Consider the following 23,106-nt stretch of genomic DNA (forward strand, 5'->3'; position numbering starts at 1 on the left):
TCACCCAAAACTGAAAACTATAATTATATTGGCATCTTAATATTATTTACATGCTTGAGCAGTACGATCTGCATAATTTATTGGTAATTGACATTGAAACTGTGCCGCAGTACAGTACACATGATCAGGTACCTGAACATCTGCAAAAATTATGGGAACGTAAAACCCAAAACATGCGCAAGGATGATTCGCCTGAAGAGTTTTATAAAAGTGCCGGTATCTGGGCCGAGTTCGGCAAAATTGTTTGCATATCCGCAGGGATATTCACCTGCGGCAAAGAAACCGGATTGAGGATAAAATCTTTTGCCGGGCACGATGAAAAAGAACTTTTAACTAAATTCTCGGCATTGTTATTTAGTCAGCCTCCAAATCTGGTATTGTGTGCTCACAATGGTAAAGAATTTGACTTTCCCTATATCTGCCGCCGTTTATTGATAAACGGATTGCCATTTCCGCCACAGCTCCAATTAGCTGGAAAAAAGCCGTGGGAAATAATCCATTTAGATACTATGGAGCTATGGAAATTCGGTGATTTTAAAAATTACACATCACTAAACCTGCTCACGGCCATTTTTGATATCCCAACACCAAAGGATGATATTGACGGCAGCATGGTAGGCCATGTTTACTGGAACGAAAATCAGTTAGATCGCATATGTACCTATTGCCAAAAAGATGTGATTGCAACCGCACAACTACTTAGGAGATACCGTGGCGAGGAATTAATTAAGGATGAGTTTATTACCATAATAGGGCAATAATGCTGCACGTAAAAAACCTGTCAGTTAATTTTAAAACAAGAGATGGCTTATTCAAAGCGGTAAAAGGTATTTCTTTCAACCTGAAAAAGGGAGAAACCATTGGTATCGTTGGCGAATCCGGTTCTGGTAAATCAGTTACTTCGCTTGCGCTGATGCGTTTGCTTAATACACATCAAACAGACATAGATGGGCAGGTAATGTTGAATGAAACCAGCCTTTTTGATTTGGCCGAGCAGGAGATGCGCCACATACGTGGTAATCGCATAGCGATGATATTCCAAGAGCCTATGACCTCGCTCAACCCTGTACTTACCTGTGGCTTTCAACTTACCGAAGCTATTCAGCTCCATTTGGGCTTGAGCAAAGCCGATGCTAAAAAGAAAACCATAGAACTTTTTAACGAAGTTCAGCTTCCGCGCCCCGAAGCGATATTTGATAGCTACCCACACCAAATTTCAGGGGGGCAAAAACAAAGGGTAATGATAGCTATGGCCCTCTCGTGCAATCCCGAGATTTTAATAGCCGATGAACCGACCACTGCATTAGATGTTACCGTACAAAAGGCGATTATTGAGCTTTTGATAAATCTAAAAACAACAAGTAGCCGAAGCTTAATATTTATATCGCATGATCTTGGGGTGATCAAAGAAATTGCAGACCGGGTTTTGGTGATGTACAAAGGCGATATAGTTGAAGAAGCAACCGTAACCGATCTGTTTAACAACCCAAAGCACCCTTACACCAAAGGTTTGCTGGCTTGCAGGCCATCCCCGGATCAGCATTTAAAAAAGCTTCCGGTTATTGCCGATTTTTTTGATGTAAACAACATAACTGATAAACAATCTGCGACTATTGAAAGTATCCGTACTTTATATAATTATCCTATCACTGAGATAACAGAAAGAAAAAAACAGTTATACCAGCAACAGCCTTTGTTAAAGATTAATAAACTTTCAACCTGGTTCCCGATTCATTCGGGTTTGTTTGGTTCATCTCGACAAGTGGTTAAGGCCGTAAACAATGTAAGTTTTGAGGTTTATCCTGGTGAAACACTTGGATTGGTTGGAGAATCAGGTTGCGGTAAAACCACTTTGGGGCGAACTATTTTACGCTTGATTGAACCCACGTCGGGCGAGGTAAGTTTTGAAGGTACAGATTTAAGTAAACTCAAAAAAAACGATCTCAGGAATATCAGGCGGGATATTCAAATCATTTTTCAAGATCCGTACTCATCATTAAACCCTCGTTTAACTGTTGGGCAGTCAATCATGGAGCCGCTACAGGTTCACCAGCTTTACAGTAACAATACCCAGCGTAAGCAAAAGGTTTTAGAACTGCTTCAAAAAGTCAACCTGCTGCCCGAGCATTTTAACCGTTATCCGCACGAGTTTTCAGGCGGCCAAAGGCAGCGCATTGTTATTGCCAGGGCTTTGGCACTGCAACCTAAATTTATTATTTGTGATGAGTCCGTTTCAGCACTTGATGTTTCAGTACAAGCACAGGTTTTGAACCTGATTCGTGAGCTGCAGCAAGAATTTAAATTGACCTATATCTTTATATCTCATGATCTGGCGGTTATCAAACACATATCCGACCGTATGATGGTAATGAACAAAGGCGAAATAGTTGAAACCGGTTATCCGGATGATATTTATTATCGCCCTAAAGAGGAATATACAAAAAGATTAATAGCGTCAATACCAAGAGCATAAGCTGTTGGTATCTTTTACCTCTACCCCGCCTCTTTCTGTCAATTTGCTAACGAGCAAATTCCGTATCTTTGATACAAATATTTTTCTATGTCTAAAAAGAAAAACAATTCTTCTATAGTTCAGGTGCTCACCCAAATGGTACTTGACATATTTGAACAAAACGGTAATACACCACTCAATTATAAACAGGTATCTGCTAAATTAAATGTTCGCGACCCTGAATCTCGCGATATTATATTTGATATCCTTAAAGACGAAGCCAAAAAATCAGTCCTTAAAGAACTTTCGCCAGGAAAATTCCAATTGCTTGAGTTAAAAACCTTTATTGAAGGTAAGGTTGATTTAACTAATGATGGTTCAGCATTTATTGTAACGGACGATGAGTTTGAAAGCGACATATTTATAGCTCCCCGTAAATTACGTAATGCCCTTAACGGCGACCGTGTTAAAGTATACGTATACGCCAAAAGCAAAGGTAAACGTAAAGAAGGCGAGGTTATAGAAATTCTTCAGCGGGCCAAAATGGAGTTTACCGGTATTGTTAAACTATCGGAACGCTTTGCATTTTTTATCCCGGATGATCGCAAAATGATGCATGATATTTTTATCCCTATCAGCGAATTAAACGGGGCTAAAAACGGAATAAAAGCAGTTGCTGAAATTACCGACTGGCCTACAGAGGCTAAAAACCCTATTGGCCGTATTAAGTACGTTTTAGGTGCCCAGGGTGAGAATGATACCGAAATGAATGCTATTCTTGCAGAGTATGGCTTCCCGCTATCATTTCCGGCTGAGGTTGAACATGAATCTGAAGCTATTTCAGATGTTATAACCCAGGAAGAAATAGCCAGAAGACGCGATTTTCGGAATATTACAACGTTCACAATCGATCCTTTTGACGCCAAGGATTTTGATGATGCCCTTTCCTTTAAACAATTAGAAAACGGAAACTATGAAGTTGGTATTCATATTGCTGATGTATCGCACTACATAGAGCCAGATTCAGCCCTTGATAAAGAAGCACTGGAGCGGGCCACTTCAGTTTATTTGGTAGACAGGGTAATACCCATGTTGCCAGAACGGCTTTCGAACGGGCTTTGCTCGCTTAGGCCTAAAGAAGAAAAGCTTTGTTTCTCGGCCGTATTTGAATTAGATGAAAATGCCTACATCATAAACGAATGGTACGGTAAAACCATTATTTATTCAGACAGGCGCTTTACCTATGAGGACGTACAGGAAGTAATTGAAAATAAAGCAGGCGATTTTGTAAATGAGATATTAAAGCTCAATGAACTGGCCTATAAACTTCGCGAACGCAAATTTAAAAATGGCGCTATAAGCTTTGAGGCTACAGAAATTAAATTTAAGCTTGATGAACACGGTAAACCAACTGGCGTTTATGTAAAAGAGCGCAAGGATGCACATAAGCTAATTGAAGACTTCATGCTTTTGGCCAACCGCAAAGTAGCTGAACATGTAAGTAAGATGGGCAAAGGAAAGCACAGATATACATTTGTATATCGCACCCACGATTCGCCCAAGCCAGATGCCCTGGCCAACTTTGCCCAATTTGCTGCCAGGTTTGGTTATAAAGTAAATACTAAATCAGACAAGGAAACTGCCAAATCTCTCAACTTTTTGATGGAAGATGTTGAAGGCAAAAAAGAGCAGAATGTGCTTACGCAATTAGCTATACGCTCAATGGCCAAAGCTATTTATACCACCAAGGCAACCAGTCACTATGGCTTGGCATTTGACCATTATACACACTTTACATCTCCTATTCGCCGTTATCCAGATGTAATGGTGCACAGGCTTTTATTCCATTATTTAAATGGCGGACAATCGGCCAATGCGGACTATTACGAGAAACTGTGTTCGCACAGCTCACAAATGGAGAAAAAAGCAGCCGATGCCGAGCGCGCATCCATCAAATACAAACAGGCAGAATATCTGAAAGATCAGGTTGGTAACATCTTTACAGGTATTATTTCGGGTGTTACAGAATGGGGCATGTACGTAGAGATCATTGAAAACAAATGCGAAGGCATGATACGCCTGCGCGATATAACTGATGATTTTTATACTTTAGACGAAAAGAACTATGCCATCATTGGCCAGCGCAAAAAGAAGATATATCAATTAGGCGATGAAGTTCAGATCAAGGTAAAAAATGTCGACCTCACCAAAAAACAAATTGATTTTTCGTTAATACAGGAATAAAATATTAGTTGATTGGATAAGTGATTAACAATCCCGCAATTAACTATTGAATACAAAAAATGAAGCAACTTACAGATTTGCAGGCTCTGATCAATAAAGCCGTTGATAAATTAAATTTCCCGAAACATCCCGCCGAATTATACGACCCTATAAGTTATATATTGTCGCTTGGTGGTAAACGCCTGCGCCCTGCTTTGCTGCTTATGGCCTGTGATCTTTTTGGTGGCGACGTAGAAAGCGCTGTAGAACCTGCACTCGCCATAGAGGTATTCCATAACTTCACCCTTATGCATGACGACATCATGGATAATGCCCCACTGCGCCGCGGACAAGTTACCGTACACCAAAAATGGAACTCCAATGTAGCTATACTTTCGGGCGATGCCATGATGGTAGAGTCAAATAAGCTGATGATGAAAGTGCCGGATGCCATTTTACGACGGGTGATGGACGTTTTTAACGAAACTGCAACCGGCGTTTGTGAAGGTCAGCAAATTGATATGAATTTTGAGCACCTCGATAACGTAAGCATTGAGGAATATATTAATATGATACGCCTTAAAACAGCGGTATTATTAGGAGGAACTTTAAAAATAGGTGCTATTATCGGAGGCGCAACACCGGCCGATGCTCAATTGTTATATGATTTTGGAGTTAACCTGGGAATTGCTTTCCAGCTACAGGATGATATATTAGACGTGTATGGCGATCCTGACAAGTTTGGCAAACAGGTGGGCGGCGATATCATATCCAACAAAAAAACATACCTGCTTATCAAGGCTCTTGAATTGGCAAAGGATACGCAAGCGGTAGAACTCAATCAGTGGATAAATGCTCCGCAGTTTGATACTCAGGAAAAGGTGGCAGCCGTAACTGATATTTACAACCAACTACAGATCAGAAACTATTCGGAAGAAGCCATGCAAACCTATGCCGATAAGGCATTTAATGCCCTTGATCATGTTAACCTTCCTGATGAACGTATCCAATACCTGAGGTTATTTGCTGATAGTTTACTGGTTAGGGAATATTAATAGAAAAAAATTAATAATACAAAAAATCCCCGTACAATTTGTACGGGGATTTTTTGTATTATGTTATGTAAAGCTGGAGTTAATTACTCAGCTGGAGTAGCTTCTTCTGCGTCAGCTGCTTCTTTCTTTGCTTTTGGAGCTGCTGCTTTTTTTGCTTTTGGAGCTTCTGCTGCTGCAACTTCAGTAACTGGAGCTGCTTCAACTACTTTTTTTTCTGCTTTTACTTTAGGTGCAGGCGCTGCATCTTCCGCAACTGGTGCTGCTTCAAACGGAACTACAGAAACGTATGAACGATTGTCTGCTTTCTTTCTGAAAACTACATGTCCATCAGCTAATGCAAATAATGTATGATCTTTACCAATACCTACGTTAACGCCGGGATTGTGTTTAGTACCACGCTGACGAACGATGATGTTACCTGCGATTGCTGGCTGACCACCGAAAATTTTGATACCTAAACGTTTGCTATGCGACTCACGGCCGTTTCTGGAACTACCGGCCCCTTTTTTGTGTGCCATTTCTTAATATTTTTTATGGAATTGAAGAACAACTCCGGTTTAAACTTTAATTATAATGTAATACCGGTGATCTCGATCTTGGTAAATTGCTGACGGTGACCGTTTTTCTTTTTGTAACCTTTTCTTCTTTTCTTTTTGAAGATGATCACTTTATCACCTTTTAAATGAGACACGATCTTAGCTGATACTTTAGCACCTTTCAAATCAGAACCTAATTTGAATTTACCTTCGTTTTCTGCTAACAATACACTGTCAAATTCAATACTAGCGCCTTCATCGCCTTGTAATCTGTGTACAAAGATCTGCTGGTCTTTTGCAACTTTAAATTGCTGTCCTGCTATACTTACTATTGCGTACATGTTTGTTAATTATTGTTTTAAAATTCGAGGTGCAAATATAGGGATTGGTTATTAAATAAACAATCCCTATATGTTTTATTTTTTCAATCTTTCTTCGGCAGCAATTAAACTTTGCTTAATTTCTTTGATCAGGGTCTTGTTCGCATCAATCAATCTAACATCGCCTCTATACTCGCTATCAAACACAACCTTTTTACTTTTTTGTTTGTATTTAAACTCAATTACGTAACGTATTGATTTGTTTTTAGCTCCTTTAGTGGTATCGGCTAACTCCTTAATTGGAAAATCCCAGAAACCCAGGTCGGCGGCCTTACGGTGCAGATAAAGCAGGTCATCACTTGTAAGGCGAAGATGCATTTTCACTAATGAATCCCTCCTGTCTATATATTGATAATCGCCTGTTTTAGAATTATATTTATTCACCAGGCTATCAACCGGGCCGTATTCTAAAGACATTGACTGAAAATCAGAGAATCTGTAAGGGGCATTTTTGATCATCATGCCATAATAATAAAAGCAGTAAAGCAAAAAAGGCACTATGACAGTAAGTGCGAAAAATATTTTTTTGGTACGATCAGACATATATAATTATTGGATTATTGAATTTAAATTGCTGTTATATCATTGAATCAATTTCGGTAGAAGCATCTTTATCAAGTTCTCCCTCCCATTTACTTACTACCGCGGTTGCCATGGCATTTCCCAATACATTGGTAGCGGAACGCCCCATATCCAGCAGAGGATCAATGCCTATCAGTAAAAACAAACCCGCTTCAGGAATACTGAACATTGATAATGTAGCGGCGATAACCACAAGTGATGCTCTCGGAACTCCTGCAACTCCCTTACTGGTTAGCATAAGCACGAGCAACATTGATAGTTGATGACCGAACGATAAATGAATATCGTACGATTGAGCCAAGAACAACGAGGCAAAGGTCATATACATCATAGAGCCATCAAGATTAAAGGAATAACCTAATGGCAGCACGAAACTCACAATTTTATTGCTGCACCCAAAGCGCTCCAATTCTATAAGCACACGCGGGTAGGCGGCTTCACTTGTTGAGGTACTAAAAGCGATAAGCATTGCGTCCTTTATACTACTTACCAGCTTGAACACTGATTTGCGCAAAATAATAAATCCTGCTAAGATGATAACCAGCCAAAGCATAATGAGCGCAAAATAAAACTCACTGATAAAAATACCATAAGTAGATAATACACCGAGCCCTTGTTTGGCAATAACAGCAGTGATAGCACCAAAAACCGCCAATGGGGCCACCTTCATTACATAACCTGTTATTTTTAATATAACATGAGCTATGGCATCCATAGCCTTTATTACAATTTTTCCCTGCTCACCTATAGCCGCGGTTGCCACGCCAAAAAACAAAGAAAATACCACTATTTGCAATATCTCGTTGTTGGCCATAGCTTCGATAAAGCTTTTCGGGAAAACGTGACCGATAAAGTCTGTTAAGGATAACGCGGTTTTCTTGATACCGGTACTTAAATGACTATCAGGCAATGGTAAATGCATTGTTCTGCCTGGTTCAAACAAGTTTACAAATAACATCCCCAATAATAATGATACCAAGGTTGCGCTTAAAAACCATAGCATGGTTTTGCCGCCAATACGGCCAACCGCCTTAATGTCTCCAACCTTAGCCACGCCAACCACCAAGGTGGTAAATACCAGAGGTGCTACAATCATTTTTATCAGCCTTAAAAATATATCGCTTAGTATGGTAAAACCCTCTAATTTATCCTCACGGATAGAATTATTATCTTTACTGATCTTTAATTGTTGTATTTTTTCAGCCTTTAGGGCAATATATTGGGAAGTTGTAGTATCGTGCGATAAAACCAATTTGGTGTTTATATCTTTTATATGAACATCAGCATTGTTGATATTGATATTGATAGCATTAATCACGCTAACATTGTAGATATATCCTACAATTACGCCCAATATTAGCGCGATAAAAATATAAAGTGTGAGATTACTTTTTTTTTGCATACAGCTGATTGCAGGGCGCTAAACTACAACTAATTAATATTTTGCTAAAATTTTTAAATACACATGAGTATTACAACCTACGGATTACAGCATATAAAAAAAGAAATTCAGCACCTGCCTCATGAACAACTGGGTGAATTACTGCTCCGTTTGGCACGATACAAAAAAGAAAATAAGGAATTATTAGCCTACCTGTTGTTTGAGGCCCATGATCAGGTTGCTTTTATAGAAAAAGTGAAAGCTGAAGCCGGCTTTATGTTTAGTCAGCTACCAGCCCTTAGCTACACTGCTGCTAAGAGCATGCGAAAAATTTTAAGGTTATTAAGTAAATACGTTAAATTTATAGGTACAAAAGAAGCAGAAATTGAATTGTTGATTAATTTTTGCGTGAACTATGTTGAATATGCAGACAGGCGTACCAATTATAAACCTATAAGGTTAATTTTAATAAGACAGGTTGAAAAGATAAAAGGTTTGATTGGTAAACTGCATGAGGATATTCAATTTGATTACCTGGAAGATTATAATACCTTAATAACTGATGCCGAAAAAAAACTGGGCTGGTTTAAAAAGAATGATTACCTGTTGTAACATATAGCTTAACAAAGCATCTAAACAGAAAAAACTATTAAACTGTGGCCAACAAAGAAGCAGCATTCAAGCAAATATATGAAGCTAATTCTAAAAAGATATTCCATTTGTGCTATGGTTATACCGGCGATGACGATGCCGCTAATGACCTTCTGCAGGAAACCTTTTTAAAAGTTTGGCAAAATTTAGAAAAATTCCGAAACCAGGCTATGATATCAACCTGGATATACCGCATTGCTGTTAACACTTGCTTAACCTACTTACGATCAGAAAAACGACAGGCTAAAGATGAGCTAACTCCTCAATTAGCCGAAACCAAAAGAGAAGAACTATCGGATAAAAACGAGAAGGTAGCTTTGCTGTACAAGTGTATTTCAAAGCTTGAAGAGTCAGAAAGAATTATTATAACCATGGTACTTGATGAAGTTCCCTACCCCGAAATAGCTGATATTTCGGGCATATCAGAAGGGAACCTGAGGGTGAAAATTTATCGTATTAAACAAAAATTAACAGAATTATATAACCAGTATGAAAGACTTTGATCATTTGATGTCGGTTTGGCAGGGACAGCCAAAACCAGATCAGCTTTCGGTGGATGAGGTGCTGAAGCAGGTAAAGAAGGGGATTCGCAGCATAACTACTAAGTTATACTGGAGCATAGTGGCCATGGTAGTGATAACCATATTTGCATTCATCATTACGTTTTTCCTGGCCTTTAAATCATGGGTCACCACAGTGGGCATTTTAATTGTACTGATAACCATGCTCATGTATCTTTCACTCATTGTAAGGCACTACCACATTTTAAGCAAGCGCGATGCAACCCTTAATCCCTCTGAATATCTTGACAGCCTCAAGGCCTACCAAAAAAACAGAACCAAGGTAATTGGCTGGTTCTATTACATATACACCCTACTCATCAGCGCCGGGCTCGCGATGTACCTGATAGAACTCCTGGAAACCGCTTCCCTCCCATTCAAACTCGTAACCTACGGCTCAACCATCATCTGGTTTTTATTTACTACCTTTTATTTAAAGCCCCGCATGTTTAAAAACGAAGAGGAAAAATTAAATCTGATGATTGACAGGTTGGTTCGTTTACAGGAACAATTTGATTAGTTGTTATTGATCTATCTATGGCTGAACAAAGCATTACCATAAAGCAGGCTACTATTGCTGATGCGGAAACATTACGTTTATTAAGTAAAGAAACGTTCTATCACTTTTTTGGGCTATTAAATGATAAGTCCAATATGGATAGTTATGCATCTATTGCTTTTACCTCCCAAAAAATACAATCAGAACTTAATAACCCCGATTCTCGTTTTTACTTCGCTCAGCTGGGTGATCAGCTGGCCGGTTACATTAAACTAAATTTTGGTTCGGCACAAACTGAATTTCAGGATAACCACTCGCTTGAAGTTGAACGCATTTATGTTTTAGCAGAGCATCACGGTAAACAAATTGGGCATCAGTTGCTCAACTTCGCCATACAAACGGCAATTGCTAAAGGATTTCATTATGTATGGTTAGGGGTTTGGGAACATAATCATAAAGCTATCAGTTTTTATAAAAAACATGATTTTAAAATATTCAGCAGTCATCCGTTTATGTTAGGTGAGGATAAGCAAACTGATTTGCTGATGAAAAAAGAGATTGTCTGAACCACCATTAAAAAGATTTAAGGATTACTTTGATTTGAAAAATGTCGTCATCTCTTATTTTATATTTTTTTTTATAACAGCATCAAGCTAAAAAATCCTATAATCTGTTAATCCCAAAAATCGCGGTTCAGACAAAAAATCCTGACCAAAACAAAATCAATCTTTCAAAAACGGGTTAAAATTACGCGTACCTATTTCCATACCGACTGCCCGGCATACGGTTTTGTCACCATATTTGAAGTTAATGTTATCCATAGCCTGATATAGGCGTATGCGCTCTTCGTTGTCTTCAAATAAATTGATCTGGTAACTACCGCTGCACAGGTCACTTAACCTGATACCAATTAGTCGGATTGGGCGATGTTGGTTCCAGGTTTTTTTTAGCAGATTTTTAATACCGGGGATCAATATATGCTCGGCAGCTGTAAGGGGTATTTTTTGTTGCTGTGTATGAGTTTCAAAATTGGCATAACGTATTTTAATAGCCATGCACGATGATAACTTATTTTCCCGCCGTAATTTACCGGAGAGTTCTTCTGTCATTGATACAAGGATGGTTTCAAGTGTACGCTTGTCATTCACGTTATTAGTAAACGTATGCTCTGTTGATATGGATTTACGATCAGAATATGGAACGATCTCGCTATGATCAATGCCATGAGCTTTCTCCCATAAATATTTACCTGCTTTGCCAAAAACGGCTTCCAGAAAACGAATATTAGTCTTTTGAAGATCACCAATTTTTTCAATACCGTATTGATATAGCTTCTGACAAGTACTTTCACCCAAGCCAGGGATCTTACCGATATTCAGCGGAGCTAAAAACTGCTGTTCTTCTCCATGCTTTATATATAATTGCCCGTTGGGTTTTGCCTGGTTAGTGGCCATTTTAGCCACTGTTTTGCCTGATGCCATACCAAAAGAAATTGGCAACCCGGTTTCCCGGATAACTTTTTGACGCAGATCTGAAGCTATTTGATAACAATCATAAAAACGCTCCATCCCTGTTAGGTCTATGTAAAATTCATCTACCGACGTTTTTTGATACAAAGGCACCGAATCATGTATGATCTTAGTTACTTCACGAGAGGCTTCTGAATACCTGCCATGAGTTCCATGTATTAAAATGGCATGCGGACAAAGCTTTAGTGCTTGCCTGGTAGGCATAGCAGAGTGCACACCATATTTACGTGCCTCGTAACTACACGAGGCAACAACTCCCCTTTCGGCTGAACCTCCGATAATAACTGCTTTTCCGATTAGTTCAGGGTTAAATTTCCGTTCAACCGATACAAAGAATGAGTCGAGGTCAATATGTACAATATGCCGCTTAACATCCATGTACAAATATGAAAATAAATTTTATATTTTGCTAAAAATATTAGTATTTTTGTTATCTAAAAACCATTGCCATGTATATGTACGAAGATTATTTAAGGCTGCTCTCGCCTCCCGAGGCTGTAAAGCATGAAATTGCTCGATATAAAAAGGCATCGGCTAAATTAATTGGCAATTATAAAAGCATGGATTCGCCTGCCCATATTTCCGTACAACACCTGGAGCGCCAAAAACCATTTATGGCCGAAACCAATGTTTCAAAATTGGAAAATAGTTTAAATGAGCTTCCTCCGATTTTACTGCATGTTGATGGGTTTAAATATTTTACTCATCTACACAGTAAAATGACCATTTACGCTCATATCAGGATCACCCCAGCTGTTGACGATTGGTTTACCTTATTAAAGAAAAAGCTTCATATAAAAAAGACCATTATCCCTCATATAACCATCGTCAGGGATATTCCGGAGAAGGATTTTAATTTGTTATGGCCACATTTCAAACACAAAAAACTGGTAGAGCCATTTTGGGTAAATGAGTTAAAAATGCTGAAGCGCGAATCATTTGCCCCATCACCCCAATGGTTACCTTTCAAGGTTTTTGAGTTTAAAAACCTAAAAGATATGGCTAATAGTGCCGAAAGTATTATCAACCGGCAGGCAGCTGCCGAAAATCAAATTAATCTTTTTTAAAACTGATTACGATGGATTACAAAGATTATTTGACCATTATTTCACCTCCAGAGCGTGTGGATAATAAGATCAACTTGTTCAAACGAGCATGTGGTAATAAAATAGGTAAGTATCCAAGCATGTATGCAAAAGCGCATATATCTGTTGATTTTATCAGGGACAGTATCGATCAGCAAAGCAAAAAGCCATTGATATTAAAAACATTTTATGAACTGATCGACTTTAAGATCAGGACAATACCCGTTCATGAACTTAAAATAAACGGATTTGATTTTTTTTGCCACGGCCCAAATTTCAGAACCATCTACGCATCATTGGAGATGGATGTAAAAACTGAACACTGGTTTGAGATAATTAAACAAGCCTTAAGAATAAATAAAAGACTTAAACCCCATATAACTGTGACGAGAAAGATCCCGACAGATTTTTTCAATACTTTATGGCCATATTTTCAAAATACAGAGTATAAAGACTCTTTTGAAGCAGACTCATTACTGGTATTAGAAAAAGAAAGCGGTAACCCTTTTGACCGTTATAAAGAGTATAAAAAGCTTCCATTCGCCAAAAAAACGATCTGATTTTAGTTGGGATTTTCCTAAATCCAAGCCAAATAACTGTTAACATTCTAAAGCATAGCTCGTTAACTTTTTTAACAATTTATTAACCATAAACAAACCTTTTTCTATATTTGCCCCGGGGTAAGTCTTTTACGGCCAGCTCCTCTTGAACTCCCCCAGGGTGGGAACACAGCAAGGGTAGAGAGTTGAGCGGCGCGATAAAAGTAGCTTACCCTTTTTTTATTTTCCTTATTTTTGCCGGCACGGCAAACAGGCTTAAACCGCTCTGCAGGTTTATTAGTTCTCAAAGTCTTAATTTTAATTAAATGCTCGATATACTGATTATAGGTGGTGGCCCAATAGGTTTAACTTGTGGCCTCGCTGCTCAAAAGGCAGGTTTAAGTTTTGTTATTGTTGAAAAAGGCTGCCTGGTAAACTCACTGTACAATTATCCCTCAACCATGACCTTTTTCTCTACCTCTGAGAAGCTGGAAATTGGAGGAGTGCCATTCGTTACCGTTCATAACAAACCTACCCGTGCCGATGCGCTGGAGTATTATCGCAGAGTAGCATTGTCAAATCATTTACCCATTAACCTGTTTGAAGAAGTTACTAATGTTACAAAACAGGGCGACTTCTATTCTATTACAACCAGCAAAACAACTTACGAAGCTAAAAGGGTGATACTTTCAACCGGTTTTTACGATATAGCAGTTAATCTGGATATACCCGGTGAAAATTTGCCTAAGGTAAAGCACTACTACCAGGACCCTCATTATTATACCTTACAAAAAGTGGTTGTGGTGGGTTCAAGCAACTCCGCTATTGATGTAGCGCTCGAAACGTATCGTAAAGGAGCCGAGGTAACCCTGGTGGTGCGCGATAGCGAAATCAGCCATCGGGTAAAATATTGGGTAAGGCCTGATATTATTAACCGTATTAAGGAAGGAAGCATCAAAGCTTACTTTAATTCTAACCTGGAAGCTATTCGTGAGCACGAGGTTGATATTCAGACACCAGAAGGGCCTATCACCATCTCTAATGATTTTGTTATGGCGATGACTGGCTACAAACCCAATTTCAATTTCCTGAAAAAATTGGGAATAATCCTATCCGACGAAAAATTTATCCCCCAATACAATCATGAAACCATGGAAACCAACCTGCCGGGATTATACCTGGCCGGTGTAGTTTGCGGAGGCCTGGATACCCACCTATGGTTTATTGAAAATTCACGTATACATGCTGACATAATTATTAACGACATCATAGGTAAACGCTAAATATATTTCACATCCAAAGCGTCAATTAAAACCAATTGACGCTTTTTTATTTTTATAGAACTATGTAATACATAATACTATTTAAAACATGTATCTTTATTAAAATTTCAAACCATAAAATTAAAGATCATGAAATCAACCCTTTTTATCCTGTTTCTGCTGGCAGTCGGCAGTACTGCATGCTTTGCTCAATGCGACAAAAACTTACGCTTAACAGCTTCAAAGACGGAACATTTGGATTCAAGTAATAACCTGGAAAGAACGGCAGATGAGCAAACAGTTATTGAGATAACCAAATCAAACATTTCTGTATTAATTGAGGATGGAAAACAAACCTTAACCGGAGTAATAAAATCAAATGTTTGTGATTGGAAAACTCCATTCAAAGAAGGAAAGACCGTCATTAATACCACACTTAGTAATGAAAACGGCGACGGCGAAAAGGAATATACACTCACTATTGAAGGCAAAGACGGAAAAATTACGCTGCTCGCAGAAAGTGTACAAATGCCCGACAGGAAGCTACGGCTGCCGCTTGATAAATTTGAAGAAAAAAAATAGCAGAAACATAAGCTGTTATAATAATACAAGCATGGTGATTTACAATACAATGTAAATCGCTATGCTTGTATTTTTACTTAATATAAACTGAACATCATTAAATCATTTTTTTCTTGCATAAATAAAAATTAATGCGATACTTTGCACAAAATTAAAAACACAGTAATATCTCAAAAAAATGAATTTACAAAGCTTAAATAAGCCCGCAATAAGAGCAACATTTGCTCCAGCTGCCGCTGCTTTGATTTCAACTGTTTTTTTAAGCTGCCCTTCCCGACGAAGGCCCTATATGCCAAGGGTTTGAATCAATTTTCCCGCACTAAACTCTTAAAAAGAAAGTTTTTAAACTTCTTTTAAAAAAAACCATCTAATTATTCAGGCTGTTAAGCCAATTAATTTAACGGTAATATCTATTTCAATGACCATACAAGATTTTGATATTAAGGTTGCTACAGCCCAACATGTAGATTATGCCCCCCAAATATGTGTTGAAATGGCCGAATCGGCTAAGGCTCGTGGTACTGGTATCGCACAGCGTTCACCCGAATATGTGGCTAATAAAATGCTCGAAGGCAAAGCCGTAATTGCACTACACAAAGATGGCACCTGGGCCGGTTTCTGTTATATAGAAACATGGAGCCATGGCGATTTTGTTGCTAATTCAGGCCTTATTGTTAATCCCCAGTTTCGTAAAGCAGGCCTGGCAAAGGCAATAAAACATAGAATATTTGAACTTTCCAGATCAAAATATCCCAATGCCAAGATCTTTGGATTAACCACCGGATTGGCTGTAATGAAAATAAATTCTGAGCTTGGATACGAGCCTGTTACCTACTCTGAACTTACTCAGGACGAGAACTTTTGGGCTGGCTGTAAAAGCTGCGTTAACTATGATATATTAACCAGCAAGGAGCGTAAAAACTGCATGTGCACAGCCATGTTGTTTGATCCCGAAGAAAAGGCTAAACAAGACGCGGAAAAAATGAAAAGAATTACGCATAAAGCTACACTATTAGAGCGTATAGAAAATGCCATTAAAAAGCGTATTGGGCAAGATCATTAATGGCTCAAAGGCAAACTGGACTATAATATTTTAAGAAACAAGTACATAAATTGAAAAGACAAAGCTTTAAGCCTTCCGCTTTTAGCTTTAAGCTCAAAAAAAGATGAAGAAAAAAGTTGTATTAGCATATAGCGGGGGTTTAGATACCTCATTCTGCTGTATTTATTTAACACAGGATTTAGGTTACGAAGTTCACTCCGTTATTGTAAACACAGGCGGTTTTAGCGACGAAGAGTTAAAAGGCGTTGAAGAACGTGCCTACAAAATGGGTGTAACATCACACCATGTGGTTGATGAAACCAAAAACTTTTATAACACCTGTGTTCGCTTTTTAATTTATGGTAATGTTTTAAAAAACAACACCTATCCCCTTTCGGTAAGTGCCGAACGTGTAAGCCAGGCTACTGCTATTGCAAACTATGCTAAAGAAATAGGTGCCGAATTTGTGGCCCATGGTAGCACCGGTGCCGGTAATGACCAGGTGCGTTTTGATATGATCTTTAATATTCTGGTACCTGAGGTACAGATCATCACTCCTATTCGTGATCTTAAACTTAGCCGCGAAGAGGAAATTGAATACCTGAAAAAACATGGTGTTGATATGAACTTTGAAAAAGCGAAGTATTCAATCAATAAAGGTATTTGGGGTACTTCTGTAGGTGGTAAGGAAACACTTACCTCAAACTTAGGTTTACCCGAAGAAGCCTGGCCAACCCAGGTTACCGAATCTGGAGTAAAAAATCTTGAACTTGTTTTTGAAAAAGGTGAATTGGTAGGAATAGATAACGAAAGATACGATCATCCAACCAAGGCGATACAGGCTTTACAAGCTATTGCTCAACCTTATGGTATTGGCCGTGATATTCACGTTGGCGATACTATTATAGGGATTAAAGGCCGTGTAGGTTTTGAAGCCGCGGCACCAATGGTGATCATCAAAGCCCACCATACTTTAGAGAAACACGTATTAACTAAATGGCAGCTTTCATGGAAAGATCAGTTATCTGCCTTTTACGGTAACTGGTTGCATGAAGGTCAGTTCCATGATCCTATTATGCGTAATATTGAGGCATTCTTAACCGATACTCAACTAAACGTTAGCGGCAAGGTATTTGTACAATTGCATCCGTACCGTTTCCAAGTAGTAGGTATCGAGTCTGATCATGACCTGATGTCGAACAAATTTGGAAGCTATGGTGAAATGAATAATGCATGGAGCGGTGAAGACGTAAAAGGTTTCTCAAAAATATTTGGCAACCAGGTAATGATCTATCACAAGGTTAACAACCAATCTCAAAATGATTAATAAAGTTTTTTCAAAAGGTGAATGTATAAAGCACTACAACTGGGGCGATGATTGCCACGGCTGGACCTTTATTGATACTGAAGCATTATCCGTAAAGCAGGAGTTAATGCCACCGGATACTGCCGAGCAGTTACATTACCACGAAAAAGCTACACAGCTATTTTTCATTTTAAAAGGCAGGGCTACTTTCTCTATTGACGGTAAGGTTACTGAGCTTAAACCGGAACAGGGAATTGAAATTCTGCCGGGCCAAAAACATTTTATCAGCAATAACGACCGGAGCGATCTGGAGTTTATTTTATATTCATATCCATCAACCAACAATGACAGGATCAACATCAAATAAAGTACGTGCCGGTATAATTGGCGGCGCTGGCTATACAGGCGGTGAAATGCTGCGTATTCTGATCAATCATCCCAATGTGGAAATTGTTTTTGTACACAGCAATAGCAATACAGGTAATCATGTTTATGAGGTACATACCGATTTGTTCGGCGATACCAATCTTCGATTTTCGGGAGAGTTATCTTTTGCTATTGATGTACTTTTCTTGTGTGTTGGTCATGGTGATGCTAAAAAGTTTTTGGAAGCTAACGACATCCCCGACAGTATTAAGATCATTGATCTGAGCCAGGATTTCCGTTTAGGGCAAAATTCAAAGATCAAAAATAAAAACTTTGTTTACGGCTTGCCTGAGTTGAACAAAGAAGCTATTAAAATAGCTCAAAACATTGCCAACCCTGGTTGTTTTGCTACCTGTTTACAGCTTGGCCTTTTACCGCTTGCCTCTAAAGGTTTGCTAAAAAATGAAGTTCATGTAGCGGCTACTACCGGTTCAACCGGTGCGGGTCAGAGTTTGGCGCCTACATCTCATTTCACATGGAGAAATGATAACTTATCTGTATATAAAGCATTTAACCATCAACACTTAAACGAAATCGGTCAGTCATTAGGTCAATTGCAAACCGGTTTTAACCAGGCTATCAACTTTATACCCTACCGTGGCGATTTTACCCGAGGTATTATCGCCTCCATATATACAGATAGTGATTTAAGCGAAGAAGCTGCGTTAAAGCTGTACCATGAATACTACGAGAATGATCCGTTTACCCATGTAACCAGCCGTAACATTGATCTGAAACAAATAGTAAATACAAATAAGTGTTTTCTTCAAGTAAGGAAGCACGATGGCAAGCTTTTAATAATAAGCATATTAGATAATTTACTTAAAGGTGCATCAGGCCAGGCTGTTCAAAATATGAACCTGCTGTTTGGCCTGGATGAACGAGCCGGGCTGCGTTTAAAGGCTGCTGCTTTCTAAGCTTTACCTCCTTTAAGGTGAGTAATATTTAATTGTCTAATTTTAAAGATTTTACACTACAAAATGAATTTATTCGACGTATATCCAGTTAACCCCATTAATATAGTTAGAGGCCAGGGAAGCCTGGTTTTTGACAATCATGATACAGAATACTTGGATATGTATGGCGGTCACGCCGTTATATCTATTGGGCATACCCATCCGCATTACGTAAAGCGCCTTGAAAACCAATTGCACCAGTTAGGCTTTTATTCTAACTCTATCGAGATACCTATTCAAAAAGAGTTGGCCCAAAAATTAGGTAAAGTTTCAGGTAAGGAAGATTATCAGTTATTTTTATGTAATTCCGGTGCCGAAGCAAACGAGAATGCCTTAAAACTGGCCTCGTTTTATAATGGTAAGAAAAAAGTAATTGCATTTACCAAAGCATTCCATGGCCGTACCTCTTTAGCAGTTGCAGTGACTGATAACCCAAAGATTGTTGCTCCTGTTAATGAAACCGATAATGTGATATTTTTACCATGGGCAGATGAAACAGCGCTGGAGCAGGCATTTGCTAACAATGAAATATCATCAGTAATTATTGAAGGCATACAGGGCGTTGGTGGCATACAGGTTGCACCTTCAAGTTTCCTGCAAAAAATACGCTCTCTTTGTGATCAATACAATGCCGTTTTCATAGCCGATTCAGTACAATGTGGTTACGGACGTACCGGTAAATTTTTCTCACAGGATTTTGCAGATGTTAATGCTGATATTTACAGCATGGCTAAAGGAATGGGTAATGGTTTTCCGGTTGGCGGCATCATCATTTCGCCTAAAATACAGCCTGCCTATGGTATGCTGGGTACCACTTTTGGTGGCAATCATTTGGCTTGCGCTGCCGGCTTAGCTGTTTTAGAGGTCATGGAGCAGGATAACCTGATGCAAAATGCAGCCACCATTGGCGAGTACCTTATTAAAGAGCTTAAAAAACTGGAACAGGTTAAAGAAGTGCGCGGAAGAGGCTTAATGATCGGTATTGAATTGCCGGAAGAACTTTCAAACGTACGCAAGGAGCTTTTATTCAAGCATCATATTTTCACAGGTGAAGCCAAACCAAACGTAGTAAGGTTGTTGCCTGCATTGAGTTTAACAAAAGCCCATGCCGACAGATTTTTAGAAGCTTTTGTAAATGTTTTAAACCAATAATTCGCTATAAATACCGGGCCACAATGAAACTATTCTCTTCCGTAAATGATGTTACTGATATTAACGCTCTTGTAAAAGAAGCGTTGCAGCATAAAAAAGACCCATATGCTAACCAGCACTTGGGTAAAAATAAAACCCTGGCTTTAATATTTTTAAATCCAAGTTTGCGTACCCGTATGAGTACGCAAAAAGCAGCAATTAATTTAGGCATGAATGTAATGGTGCTTAATATTGATAAAGAAGGATGGGCATTAGAGCTGCGAGATGGTGTAATTATGGACGGAAGCACTGTTGAGCACATTCGTGAAGCTGCGGGGGTTATGGGGCAGTATGCTGATATTATAGGCGTACGTTCATTCCCTGGTTTAAGGAACCGTGAAGAAGATTATAGCGAGATGATATTCAACAAGTTTGTTGAGTTTTGTAAAGTACCAGTAGTTAGCCTGGAATCTGCTACCCGTCACCCACTGCAAAGCCTGGCCGATCTGATAACTATTGAAGAATTAAAAACTTCGGCTCGCCCAAAAGTAGTGTTAACCTGGGCTCCGCACATTAAACCTTTGCCACAGGCCGTACCCAACTCTTTTGCTGAATGGATGTGTAAGGCCGATGTTGACTTTACTATTGTTCAGCCAAAGGGCTATGAGCTTTGCGCCGATTTTACACAGGGTGCCAAAATCAGCTATGATCAGGATGAAGCTTTAGCTGGTGCTGATTTCATTTACGTAAAAAACTGGTCGGCTTATGAGCCTTATGGCAATATCCTGGGTAAAAACGAAGAATGGATGTTGACCAATGAAAAATTGAAAGCAACCAATAATGCCAAGGTGATGCATTGCTTGCCTGTACGTCGTAACCTGGAACTTTCTGATGAGATATTGGACGGACCTAACTCTATCGTGATACATGAAGCGGGTAACCGTGTTTGGGCAGCTCAAGCTGTATTAAAACAGATGCTGGAGAGTTTATAAGATATATTTTTCGTATTCACTTCTTGTGGTTTTGAATAGTTATATATGTATATACCATCATTCAATAAATTCGACAATGAGCAGGAAGCGATCAGCTTTATGCAGCGGTATAGCTTTGCAACTATAATTACATCAGTTGATGATGTACCTTATGCTACCCATCTCCCCTTTTTAGTGCAACAGCGCGATGATAAGATCATCTTATCATCGCACTTTGCTAAAGCCAATCCACAGGCCGTACAAATATTAGACAAACGCGTGTTAGTTATATTTACGGAACCGCACGCCTACATCTCCCCTTCCAATTACGAAAAGAAAACTAATGTACCTACCTGGAATTACCTGGCAGTTCATGCCTATGGTAAAGCCGAATTACTTGAAGATGTTGAGCAGAAGGCAAACCTCTTAGCGCATACCATTAATACTTATGAGCCTGCTTATATTCACCAGTATGAAAAGTTACCAGAAGAATACAAGCATAAAATGATGAAGGGCATAGTGGCCTTTGAAATCACCGTAAATGATCTGCAAGCTAAAAAGAAACTAAGCCAAAATCGTTCTGAACTGGAAAGAGAAAATATTATAAATACCTTAAGTAAAAGCACCGATACTACTGAAAAGGAAATAGCTGAATATATGAAAGCTATGAAGCCTACTTTATAGATTTGGCTGAGCGATTGATCATACTATTAAGTGTCAGCCCCTGCACTATTACAGAAAATATCACAATAAAATAGCTCCCGGAAAGTATTAAGTGCCTGTATGGAGTATCAGGTAGCGATAATGCAAGGGCTATTGAAATACCACCCCGAAGTCCGGCCCAGGTCATCACATTGATATTGCTATAGTTTACGTTTAAAGAACGGCGTAAAAAGGTAAGTGGCAGCATAATGCTCAGCCAGCGGGCAATCAATATCATTACAATTGATATGCTACCTGTTACCCAATAACTATTCACAAAAGGCAGATTAATCAATTGTAGGCCAATCATCACAAATAAAATGGTATTCAGCATATCGTCAACCAACTGCCAGAATTTTTCGAGCGCCTCGTGCGATCTCTCTTTGTTATCAATGTTAATGGAGTTGCTGCCGGCAAATAAACCTGCCGTTACAACAGCAAGTGGTATTGAGAAATGAAGCATAGTGGCCAGCACAGATAGTCCCATTACCAGTGCTAATGATATCAAAACAATTGTTTGAAAATCGGTTACCGATTTCATTAAACGCTGTGCTAAATAACCTAAAAAAGCCCCTGCTACCATACCACCAATCACCTCCCTGATAATGAGTATAATTACTTTTGACAGCTCGATGTTTTCTTCTCCTACTCTGGTTATTTCAAGAATAATGACAAACAGAATCAAGCCTACCCCATCATTAAATAATGATTCGCCGGAAATAATAGTTTCAAGGTGAGACGGTAATTTGGAGTTTTTTACAATGGCTGATACAGCGACAGGATCCGTAGGCGATACCAACGCTCCAAAAAGCAGGCAATAAATCAACGGCATGTGTATATGAAAAAACGGAGCCAGATAAAAGAGCAGCAATCCAAAAATGGCCGTTGAAAGTATAACCCCGAATGTGCTCAATATAAATACCGGCCGCATGGCTTTTTTTAATTTTCTGCTATCTAAATTAAATGAACTTGAAAACAGCAAAAAACCCAGCATTATATTGAGCAAGGCCTTTGAAAAATTGATATTTTTCGCAAGTGAAGTAAGATATTTAGCAGATGCCGGGTTAAGCTGGTTAATGATCAATATGATCACCGATGAAATAGTGGCAAGCAATACAATCCCAATAGTACCTGGAAGCTTTGTAAAACGCGCGTTGATAAATGAAAAAACAGCACTAACAATAACCAATAAAGCAATGATAACAAACAGATCCATATTTATTTATCTCACTTAGTAAGAAAATAAATAGATCAAT

The 23,106-nt window shown here is 38.8% G+C and carries 25 protein-coding genes and 1 other RNA gene; 20 read left to right on the forward strand and 6 right to left on the reverse strand.

Annotated elements, in window-relative coordinates:
* Nucleotides 1-50: 50 nt before the first annotated feature.
* From QWZ01_RS07880 to QWZ01_RS07895, 4 genes are all read left to right on the forward strand, one after another.
* On the forward strand, nucleotides 51-761 hold the full coding sequence (locus QWZ01_RS07880; RefSeq protein ID WP_290322757.1) for a 3'-5' exonuclease: 711 nt from the start codon (nucleotides 51-53) through the stop codon (nucleotides 759-761).
* Complete coding sequence (locus tag QWZ01_RS07885) at nucleotides 761-2,473, forward strand: ABC transporter ATP-binding protein (RefSeq protein WP_290322758.1); 1,713 nt, start codon at nucleotides 761-763, stop codon at nucleotides 2,471-2,473. Before QWZ01_RS07880 ends, QWZ01_RS07885 begins: the two co-directional genes overlap by 1 nt.
* A gap of 87 nt (nucleotides 2,474-2,560) precedes the next feature.
* On the forward strand, nucleotides 2,561-4,696 hold the full coding sequence (gene rnr, locus QWZ01_RS07890) for a ribonuclease R (protein WP_290322759.1): 2,136 nt from the start codon (nucleotides 2,561-2,563) through the stop codon (nucleotides 4,694-4,696).
* A gap of 59 nt (nucleotides 4,697-4,755) precedes the next feature.
* Entirely contained in the window at nucleotides 4,756-5,730 is a 975-nt protein-coding gene (locus QWZ01_RS07895; RefSeq protein ID WP_290322760.1) for a polyprenyl synthetase family protein, read from the forward strand.
* Nucleotides 5,731-5,813: 83 nt separating this feature from the next.
* Here QWZ01_RS07895 and rpmA read toward each other — a convergent pair whose 3' ends face one another.
* The 4 genes from rpmA to QWZ01_RS07915 all read right to left on the reverse strand — a co-directional run bounded on the left by rpmA (nucleotide 5,814) and on the right by QWZ01_RS07915 (nucleotide 8,630).
* A complete protein-coding gene (gene rpmA / locus QWZ01_RS07900) occupies nucleotides 5,814-6,248 on the reverse strand; it encodes a 50S ribosomal protein L27 (RefSeq protein WP_290322761.1) in 435 nt (144 codons plus the stop codon).
* Nucleotides 6,249-6,298: 50 nt separating this feature from the next.
* A complete protein-coding gene (gene rplU / locus QWZ01_RS07905; protein WP_090467954.1) occupies nucleotides 6,299-6,607 on the reverse strand; it encodes a 50S ribosomal protein L21 in 309 nt (102 codons plus the stop codon).
* A gap of 75 nt (nucleotides 6,608-6,682) precedes the next feature.
* Nucleotides 6,683-7,108 (reverse strand): hypothetical protein, encoded by a 426-nt coding sequence (locus QWZ01_RS07910; protein ID WP_290322762.1) that lies wholly within the window; start codon nucleotides 7,106-7,108, stop codon nucleotides 6,683-6,685.
* A 115-nt stretch (nucleotides 7,109-7,223) separates the two neighbouring features.
* Nucleotides 7,224-8,630 (reverse strand): dicarboxylate/amino acid:cation symporter, encoded by a 1,407-nt coding sequence (locus QWZ01_RS07915; protein ID WP_290322763.1) that lies wholly within the window; start codon nucleotides 8,628-8,630, stop codon nucleotides 7,224-7,226.
* A gap of 63 nt (nucleotides 8,631-8,693) precedes the next feature.
* Between QWZ01_RS07915 and QWZ01_RS07920 the strand changes: the two genes are divergently transcribed.
* From QWZ01_RS07920 to QWZ01_RS07935, 4 genes are read left to right on the forward strand one after another with little or no spacing between them, the layout of a single operon-like run.
* Nucleotides 8,694-9,221, forward strand: a complete 528-nt coding sequence (locus QWZ01_RS07920; protein WP_290322764.1) for a hypothetical protein — start codon at nucleotides 8,694-8,696, stop codon at nucleotides 9,219-9,221.
* Nucleotides 9,222-9,265: 44 nt separating this feature from the next.
* A complete protein-coding gene (locus QWZ01_RS07925) occupies nucleotides 9,266-9,763 on the forward strand; it encodes an RNA polymerase sigma factor (protein ID WP_290322765.1) in 498 nt (165 codons plus the stop codon).
* Nucleotides 9,750-10,340, forward strand: a complete 591-nt coding sequence (locus tag QWZ01_RS07930; RefSeq protein WP_290322766.1) for a hypothetical protein — start codon at nucleotides 9,750-9,752, stop codon at nucleotides 10,338-10,340. Before QWZ01_RS07925 ends, QWZ01_RS07930 begins: the two co-directional genes overlap by 14 nt.
* A 17-nt stretch (nucleotides 10,341-10,357) precedes the next feature.
* Complete coding sequence (locus tag QWZ01_RS07935) at nucleotides 10,358-10,885, forward strand: GNAT family N-acetyltransferase (RefSeq protein ID WP_290322767.1); 528 nt, start codon at nucleotides 10,358-10,360, stop codon at nucleotides 10,883-10,885.
* 156 nt (nucleotides 10,886-11,041) lie between these two features.
* Here QWZ01_RS07935 and dinB read toward each other — a convergent pair whose 3' ends face one another.
* The gene (gene dinB / locus QWZ01_RS07940) at nucleotides 11,042-12,226 is read right to left on the reverse strand and encodes a DNA polymerase IV (RefSeq protein ID WP_290322768.1); all 1,185 of its coding nucleotides are present in this window, start codon (nucleotides 12,224-12,226) and stop codon (nucleotides 11,042-11,044) included.
* A 71-nt stretch (nucleotides 12,227-12,297) separates the two neighbouring features.
* On the opposite strand from dinB, the gene QWZ01_RS07945 reads away from it, so the two are divergent.
* The 12 genes from QWZ01_RS07945 (at nucleotide 12,298) to QWZ01_RS08000 (ending at nucleotide 21,832) form a co-directional block, all read left to right on the forward strand.
* On the forward strand, nucleotides 12,298-12,915 hold the full coding sequence (locus tag QWZ01_RS07945) for a 2'-5' RNA ligase family protein (RefSeq protein WP_290322769.1): 618 nt from the start codon (nucleotides 12,298-12,300) through the stop codon (nucleotides 12,913-12,915).
* Nucleotides 12,916-12,926: 11 nt separating this feature from the next.
* Complete coding sequence (locus tag QWZ01_RS07950; RefSeq protein WP_290322770.1) at nucleotides 12,927-13,493, forward strand: 2'-5' RNA ligase family protein; 567 nt, start codon at nucleotides 12,927-12,929, stop codon at nucleotides 13,491-13,493.
* A 118-nt stretch (nucleotides 13,494-13,611) separates the two neighbouring features.
* Nucleotides 13,612-13,710, forward strand: an RNA gene (gene ffs / locus QWZ01_RS07955) — signal recognition particle sRNA small type.
* Nucleotides 13,711-13,798: 88 nt separating this feature from the next.
* Complete coding sequence (locus QWZ01_RS07960; RefSeq protein WP_290322771.1) at nucleotides 13,799-14,755, forward strand: YpdA family putative bacillithiol disulfide reductase; 957 nt, start codon at nucleotides 13,799-13,801, stop codon at nucleotides 14,753-14,755.
* A gap of 129 nt (nucleotides 14,756-14,884) precedes the next feature.
* Complete coding sequence (locus tag QWZ01_RS07965; protein WP_290322772.1) at nucleotides 14,885-15,316, forward strand: hypothetical protein; 432 nt, start codon at nucleotides 14,885-14,887, stop codon at nucleotides 15,314-15,316.
* Between the two features lie 418 nt (nucleotides 15,317-15,734).
* On the forward strand, nucleotides 15,735-16,379 hold the full coding sequence (locus QWZ01_RS07970) for a GNAT family N-acetyltransferase (protein WP_290322773.1): 645 nt from the start codon (nucleotides 15,735-15,737) through the stop codon (nucleotides 16,377-16,379).
* 103 nt (nucleotides 16,380-16,482) lie between these two features.
* Nucleotides 16,483-17,685: an argininosuccinate synthase gene (gene argG / locus QWZ01_RS07975; protein ID WP_290322774.1), complete on the forward strand. Its 1,203-nt coding sequence runs from the start codon at nucleotides 16,483-16,485 to the stop codon at nucleotides 17,683-17,685.
* On the forward strand, nucleotides 17,678-18,031 hold the full coding sequence (locus QWZ01_RS07980) for a cupin domain-containing protein (RefSeq protein ID WP_290322775.1): 354 nt from the start codon (nucleotides 17,678-17,680) through the stop codon (nucleotides 18,029-18,031). The genes argG and QWZ01_RS07980 overlap by 8 nt, the downstream gene beginning before the upstream one ends.
* A complete protein-coding gene (argC, locus tag QWZ01_RS07985) occupies nucleotides 18,009-19,007 on the forward strand; it encodes an N-acetyl-gamma-glutamyl-phosphate reductase (protein ID WP_290322776.1) in 999 nt (332 codons plus the stop codon). Before QWZ01_RS07980 ends, argC begins: the two co-directional genes overlap by 23 nt.
* Before the next feature lie 63 nt (nucleotides 19,008-19,070).
* Nucleotides 19,071-20,198 carry an aspartate aminotransferase family protein gene (locus QWZ01_RS07990; protein WP_290322777.1) on the forward strand — a complete coding sequence of 376 codons (1,128 nt, stop codon included), beginning with the start codon at nucleotides 19,071-19,073 and terminating at the stop codon, nucleotides 20,196-20,198.
* A 23-nt stretch (nucleotides 20,199-20,221) separates the two neighbouring features.
* A complete protein-coding gene (locus tag QWZ01_RS07995) occupies nucleotides 20,222-21,169 on the forward strand; it encodes an N-acetylornithine carbamoyltransferase (protein WP_290322778.1) in 948 nt (315 codons plus the stop codon).
* Nucleotides 21,170-21,214: 45 nt separating this feature from the next.
* Nucleotides 21,215-21,832 carry an FMN-binding negative transcriptional regulator gene (locus QWZ01_RS08000; RefSeq protein ID WP_290322779.1) on the forward strand — a complete coding sequence of 206 codons (618 nt, stop codon included), beginning with the start codon at nucleotides 21,215-21,217 and terminating at the stop codon, nucleotides 21,830-21,832.
* Here QWZ01_RS08000 and QWZ01_RS08005 read toward each other — a convergent pair.
* On the reverse strand, nucleotides 21,822-23,066 hold the full coding sequence (locus QWZ01_RS08005; protein WP_290322780.1) for a cation:proton antiporter: 1,245 nt from the start codon (nucleotides 23,064-23,066) through the stop codon (nucleotides 21,822-21,824). The genes QWZ01_RS08000 and QWZ01_RS08005 overlap by 11 nt on opposite strands.
* Nucleotides 23,067-23,106 lie beyond the last annotated feature (40 nt).

Origin of the sequence: Mucilaginibacter aquaedulcis (assembly GCF_030409325.1) — a bacterium.
GTDB classification, from domain to species: domain Bacteria; phylum Bacteroidota; class Bacteroidia; order Sphingobacteriales; family Sphingobacteriaceae; genus Mucilaginibacter; species Mucilaginibacter aquaedulcis.

What these genes read in the sequence shown, in the direction of transcription:
- QWZ01_RS07880 (WP_290322757.1), top strand. Translation starts at nt 51, where the DNA reads ATGCTTGAGCAGTACGATCTGCATAATTTATTGGTAATTGACATTGAA.
- QWZ01_RS07885 (WP_290322758.1), top strand. Translation starts at nt 761, where the DNA reads ATGCTGCACGTAAAAAACCTGTCAGTTAATTTTAAAACAAGAGATGGC.
- rnr (WP_290322759.1), top strand. Translation starts at nt 2,561, where the DNA reads ATGTCTAAAAAGAAAAACAATTCTTCTATAGTTCAGGTGCTCACCCAA.
- QWZ01_RS07895 (WP_290322760.1), top strand. Translation starts at nt 4,756, where the DNA reads ATGAAGCAACTTACAGATTTGCAGGCTCTGATCAATAAAGCCGTTGAT.
- rpmA (WP_290322761.1), bottom strand. Translation starts at nt 6,248, where the DNA reads ATGGCACACAAAAAAGGGGCCGGTAGTTCCAGAAACGGCCGTGAGTCG.
- rplU (WP_090467954.1), bottom strand. Translation starts at nt 6,607, where the DNA reads ATGTACGCAATAGTAAGTATAGCAGGACAGCAATTTAAAGTTGCAAAA.
- QWZ01_RS07910 (WP_290322762.1), bottom strand. Translation starts at nt 7,108, where the DNA reads ATGATGATCAAAAATGCCCCTTACAGATTCTCTGATTTTCAGTCAATG.
- QWZ01_RS07915 (WP_290322763.1), bottom strand. Translation starts at nt 8,630, where the DNA reads ATGCAAAAAAAAAGTAATCTCACACTTTATATTTTTATCGCGCTAATA.
- QWZ01_RS07920 (WP_290322764.1), top strand. Translation starts at nt 8,694, where the DNA reads ATGAGTATTACAACCTACGGATTACAGCATATAAAAAAAGAAATTCAG.
- QWZ01_RS07930 (WP_290322766.1), top strand. Translation starts at nt 9,750, where the DNA reads ATGAAAGACTTTGATCATTTGATGTCGGTTTGGCAGGGACAGCCAAAA.
- QWZ01_RS07935 (WP_290322767.1), top strand. Translation starts at nt 10,358, where the DNA reads ATGGCTGAACAAAGCATTACCATAAAGCAGGCTACTATTGCTGATGCG.
- dinB (WP_290322768.1), bottom strand. Translation starts at nt 12,226, where the DNA reads ATGGATGTTAAGCGGCATATTGTACATATTGACCTCGACTCATTCTTT.
- QWZ01_RS07945 (WP_290322769.1), top strand. Translation starts at nt 12,298, where the DNA reads ATGTATATGTACGAAGATTATTTAAGGCTGCTCTCGCCTCCCGAGGCT.
- QWZ01_RS07950 (WP_290322770.1), top strand. Translation starts at nt 12,927, where the DNA reads ATGGATTACAAAGATTATTTGACCATTATTTCACCTCCAGAGCGTGTG.
- QWZ01_RS07960 (WP_290322771.1), top strand. Translation starts at nt 13,799, where the DNA reads ATGCTCGATATACTGATTATAGGTGGTGGCCCAATAGGTTTAACTTGT.
- QWZ01_RS07965 (WP_290322772.1), top strand. Translation starts at nt 14,885, where the DNA reads ATGAAATCAACCCTTTTTATCCTGTTTCTGCTGGCAGTCGGCAGTACT.
- QWZ01_RS07970 (WP_290322773.1), top strand. Translation starts at nt 15,735, where the DNA reads ATGACCATACAAGATTTTGATATTAAGGTTGCTACAGCCCAACATGTA.
- argG (WP_290322774.1), top strand. Translation starts at nt 16,483, where the DNA reads ATGAAGAAAAAAGTTGTATTAGCATATAGCGGGGGTTTAGATACCTCA.
- QWZ01_RS07980 (WP_290322775.1), top strand. Translation starts at nt 17,678, where the DNA reads ATGATTAATAAAGTTTTTTCAAAAGGTGAATGTATAAAGCACTACAAC.
- argC (WP_290322776.1), top strand. Translation starts at nt 18,009, where the DNA reads ATGACAGGATCAACATCAAATAAAGTACGTGCCGGTATAATTGGCGGC.
- QWZ01_RS07990 (WP_290322777.1), top strand. Translation starts at nt 19,071, where the DNA reads ATGAATTTATTCGACGTATATCCAGTTAACCCCATTAATATAGTTAGA.
- QWZ01_RS07995 (WP_290322778.1), top strand. Translation starts at nt 20,222, where the DNA reads ATGAAACTATTCTCTTCCGTAAATGATGTTACTGATATTAACGCTCTT.
- QWZ01_RS08000 (WP_290322779.1), top strand. Translation starts at nt 21,215, where the DNA reads ATGTATATACCATCATTCAATAAATTCGACAATGAGCAGGAAGCGATC.
- QWZ01_RS08005 (WP_290322780.1), bottom strand. Translation starts at nt 23,066, where the DNA reads ATGGATCTGTTTGTTATCATTGCTTTATTGGTTATTGTTAGTGCTGTT.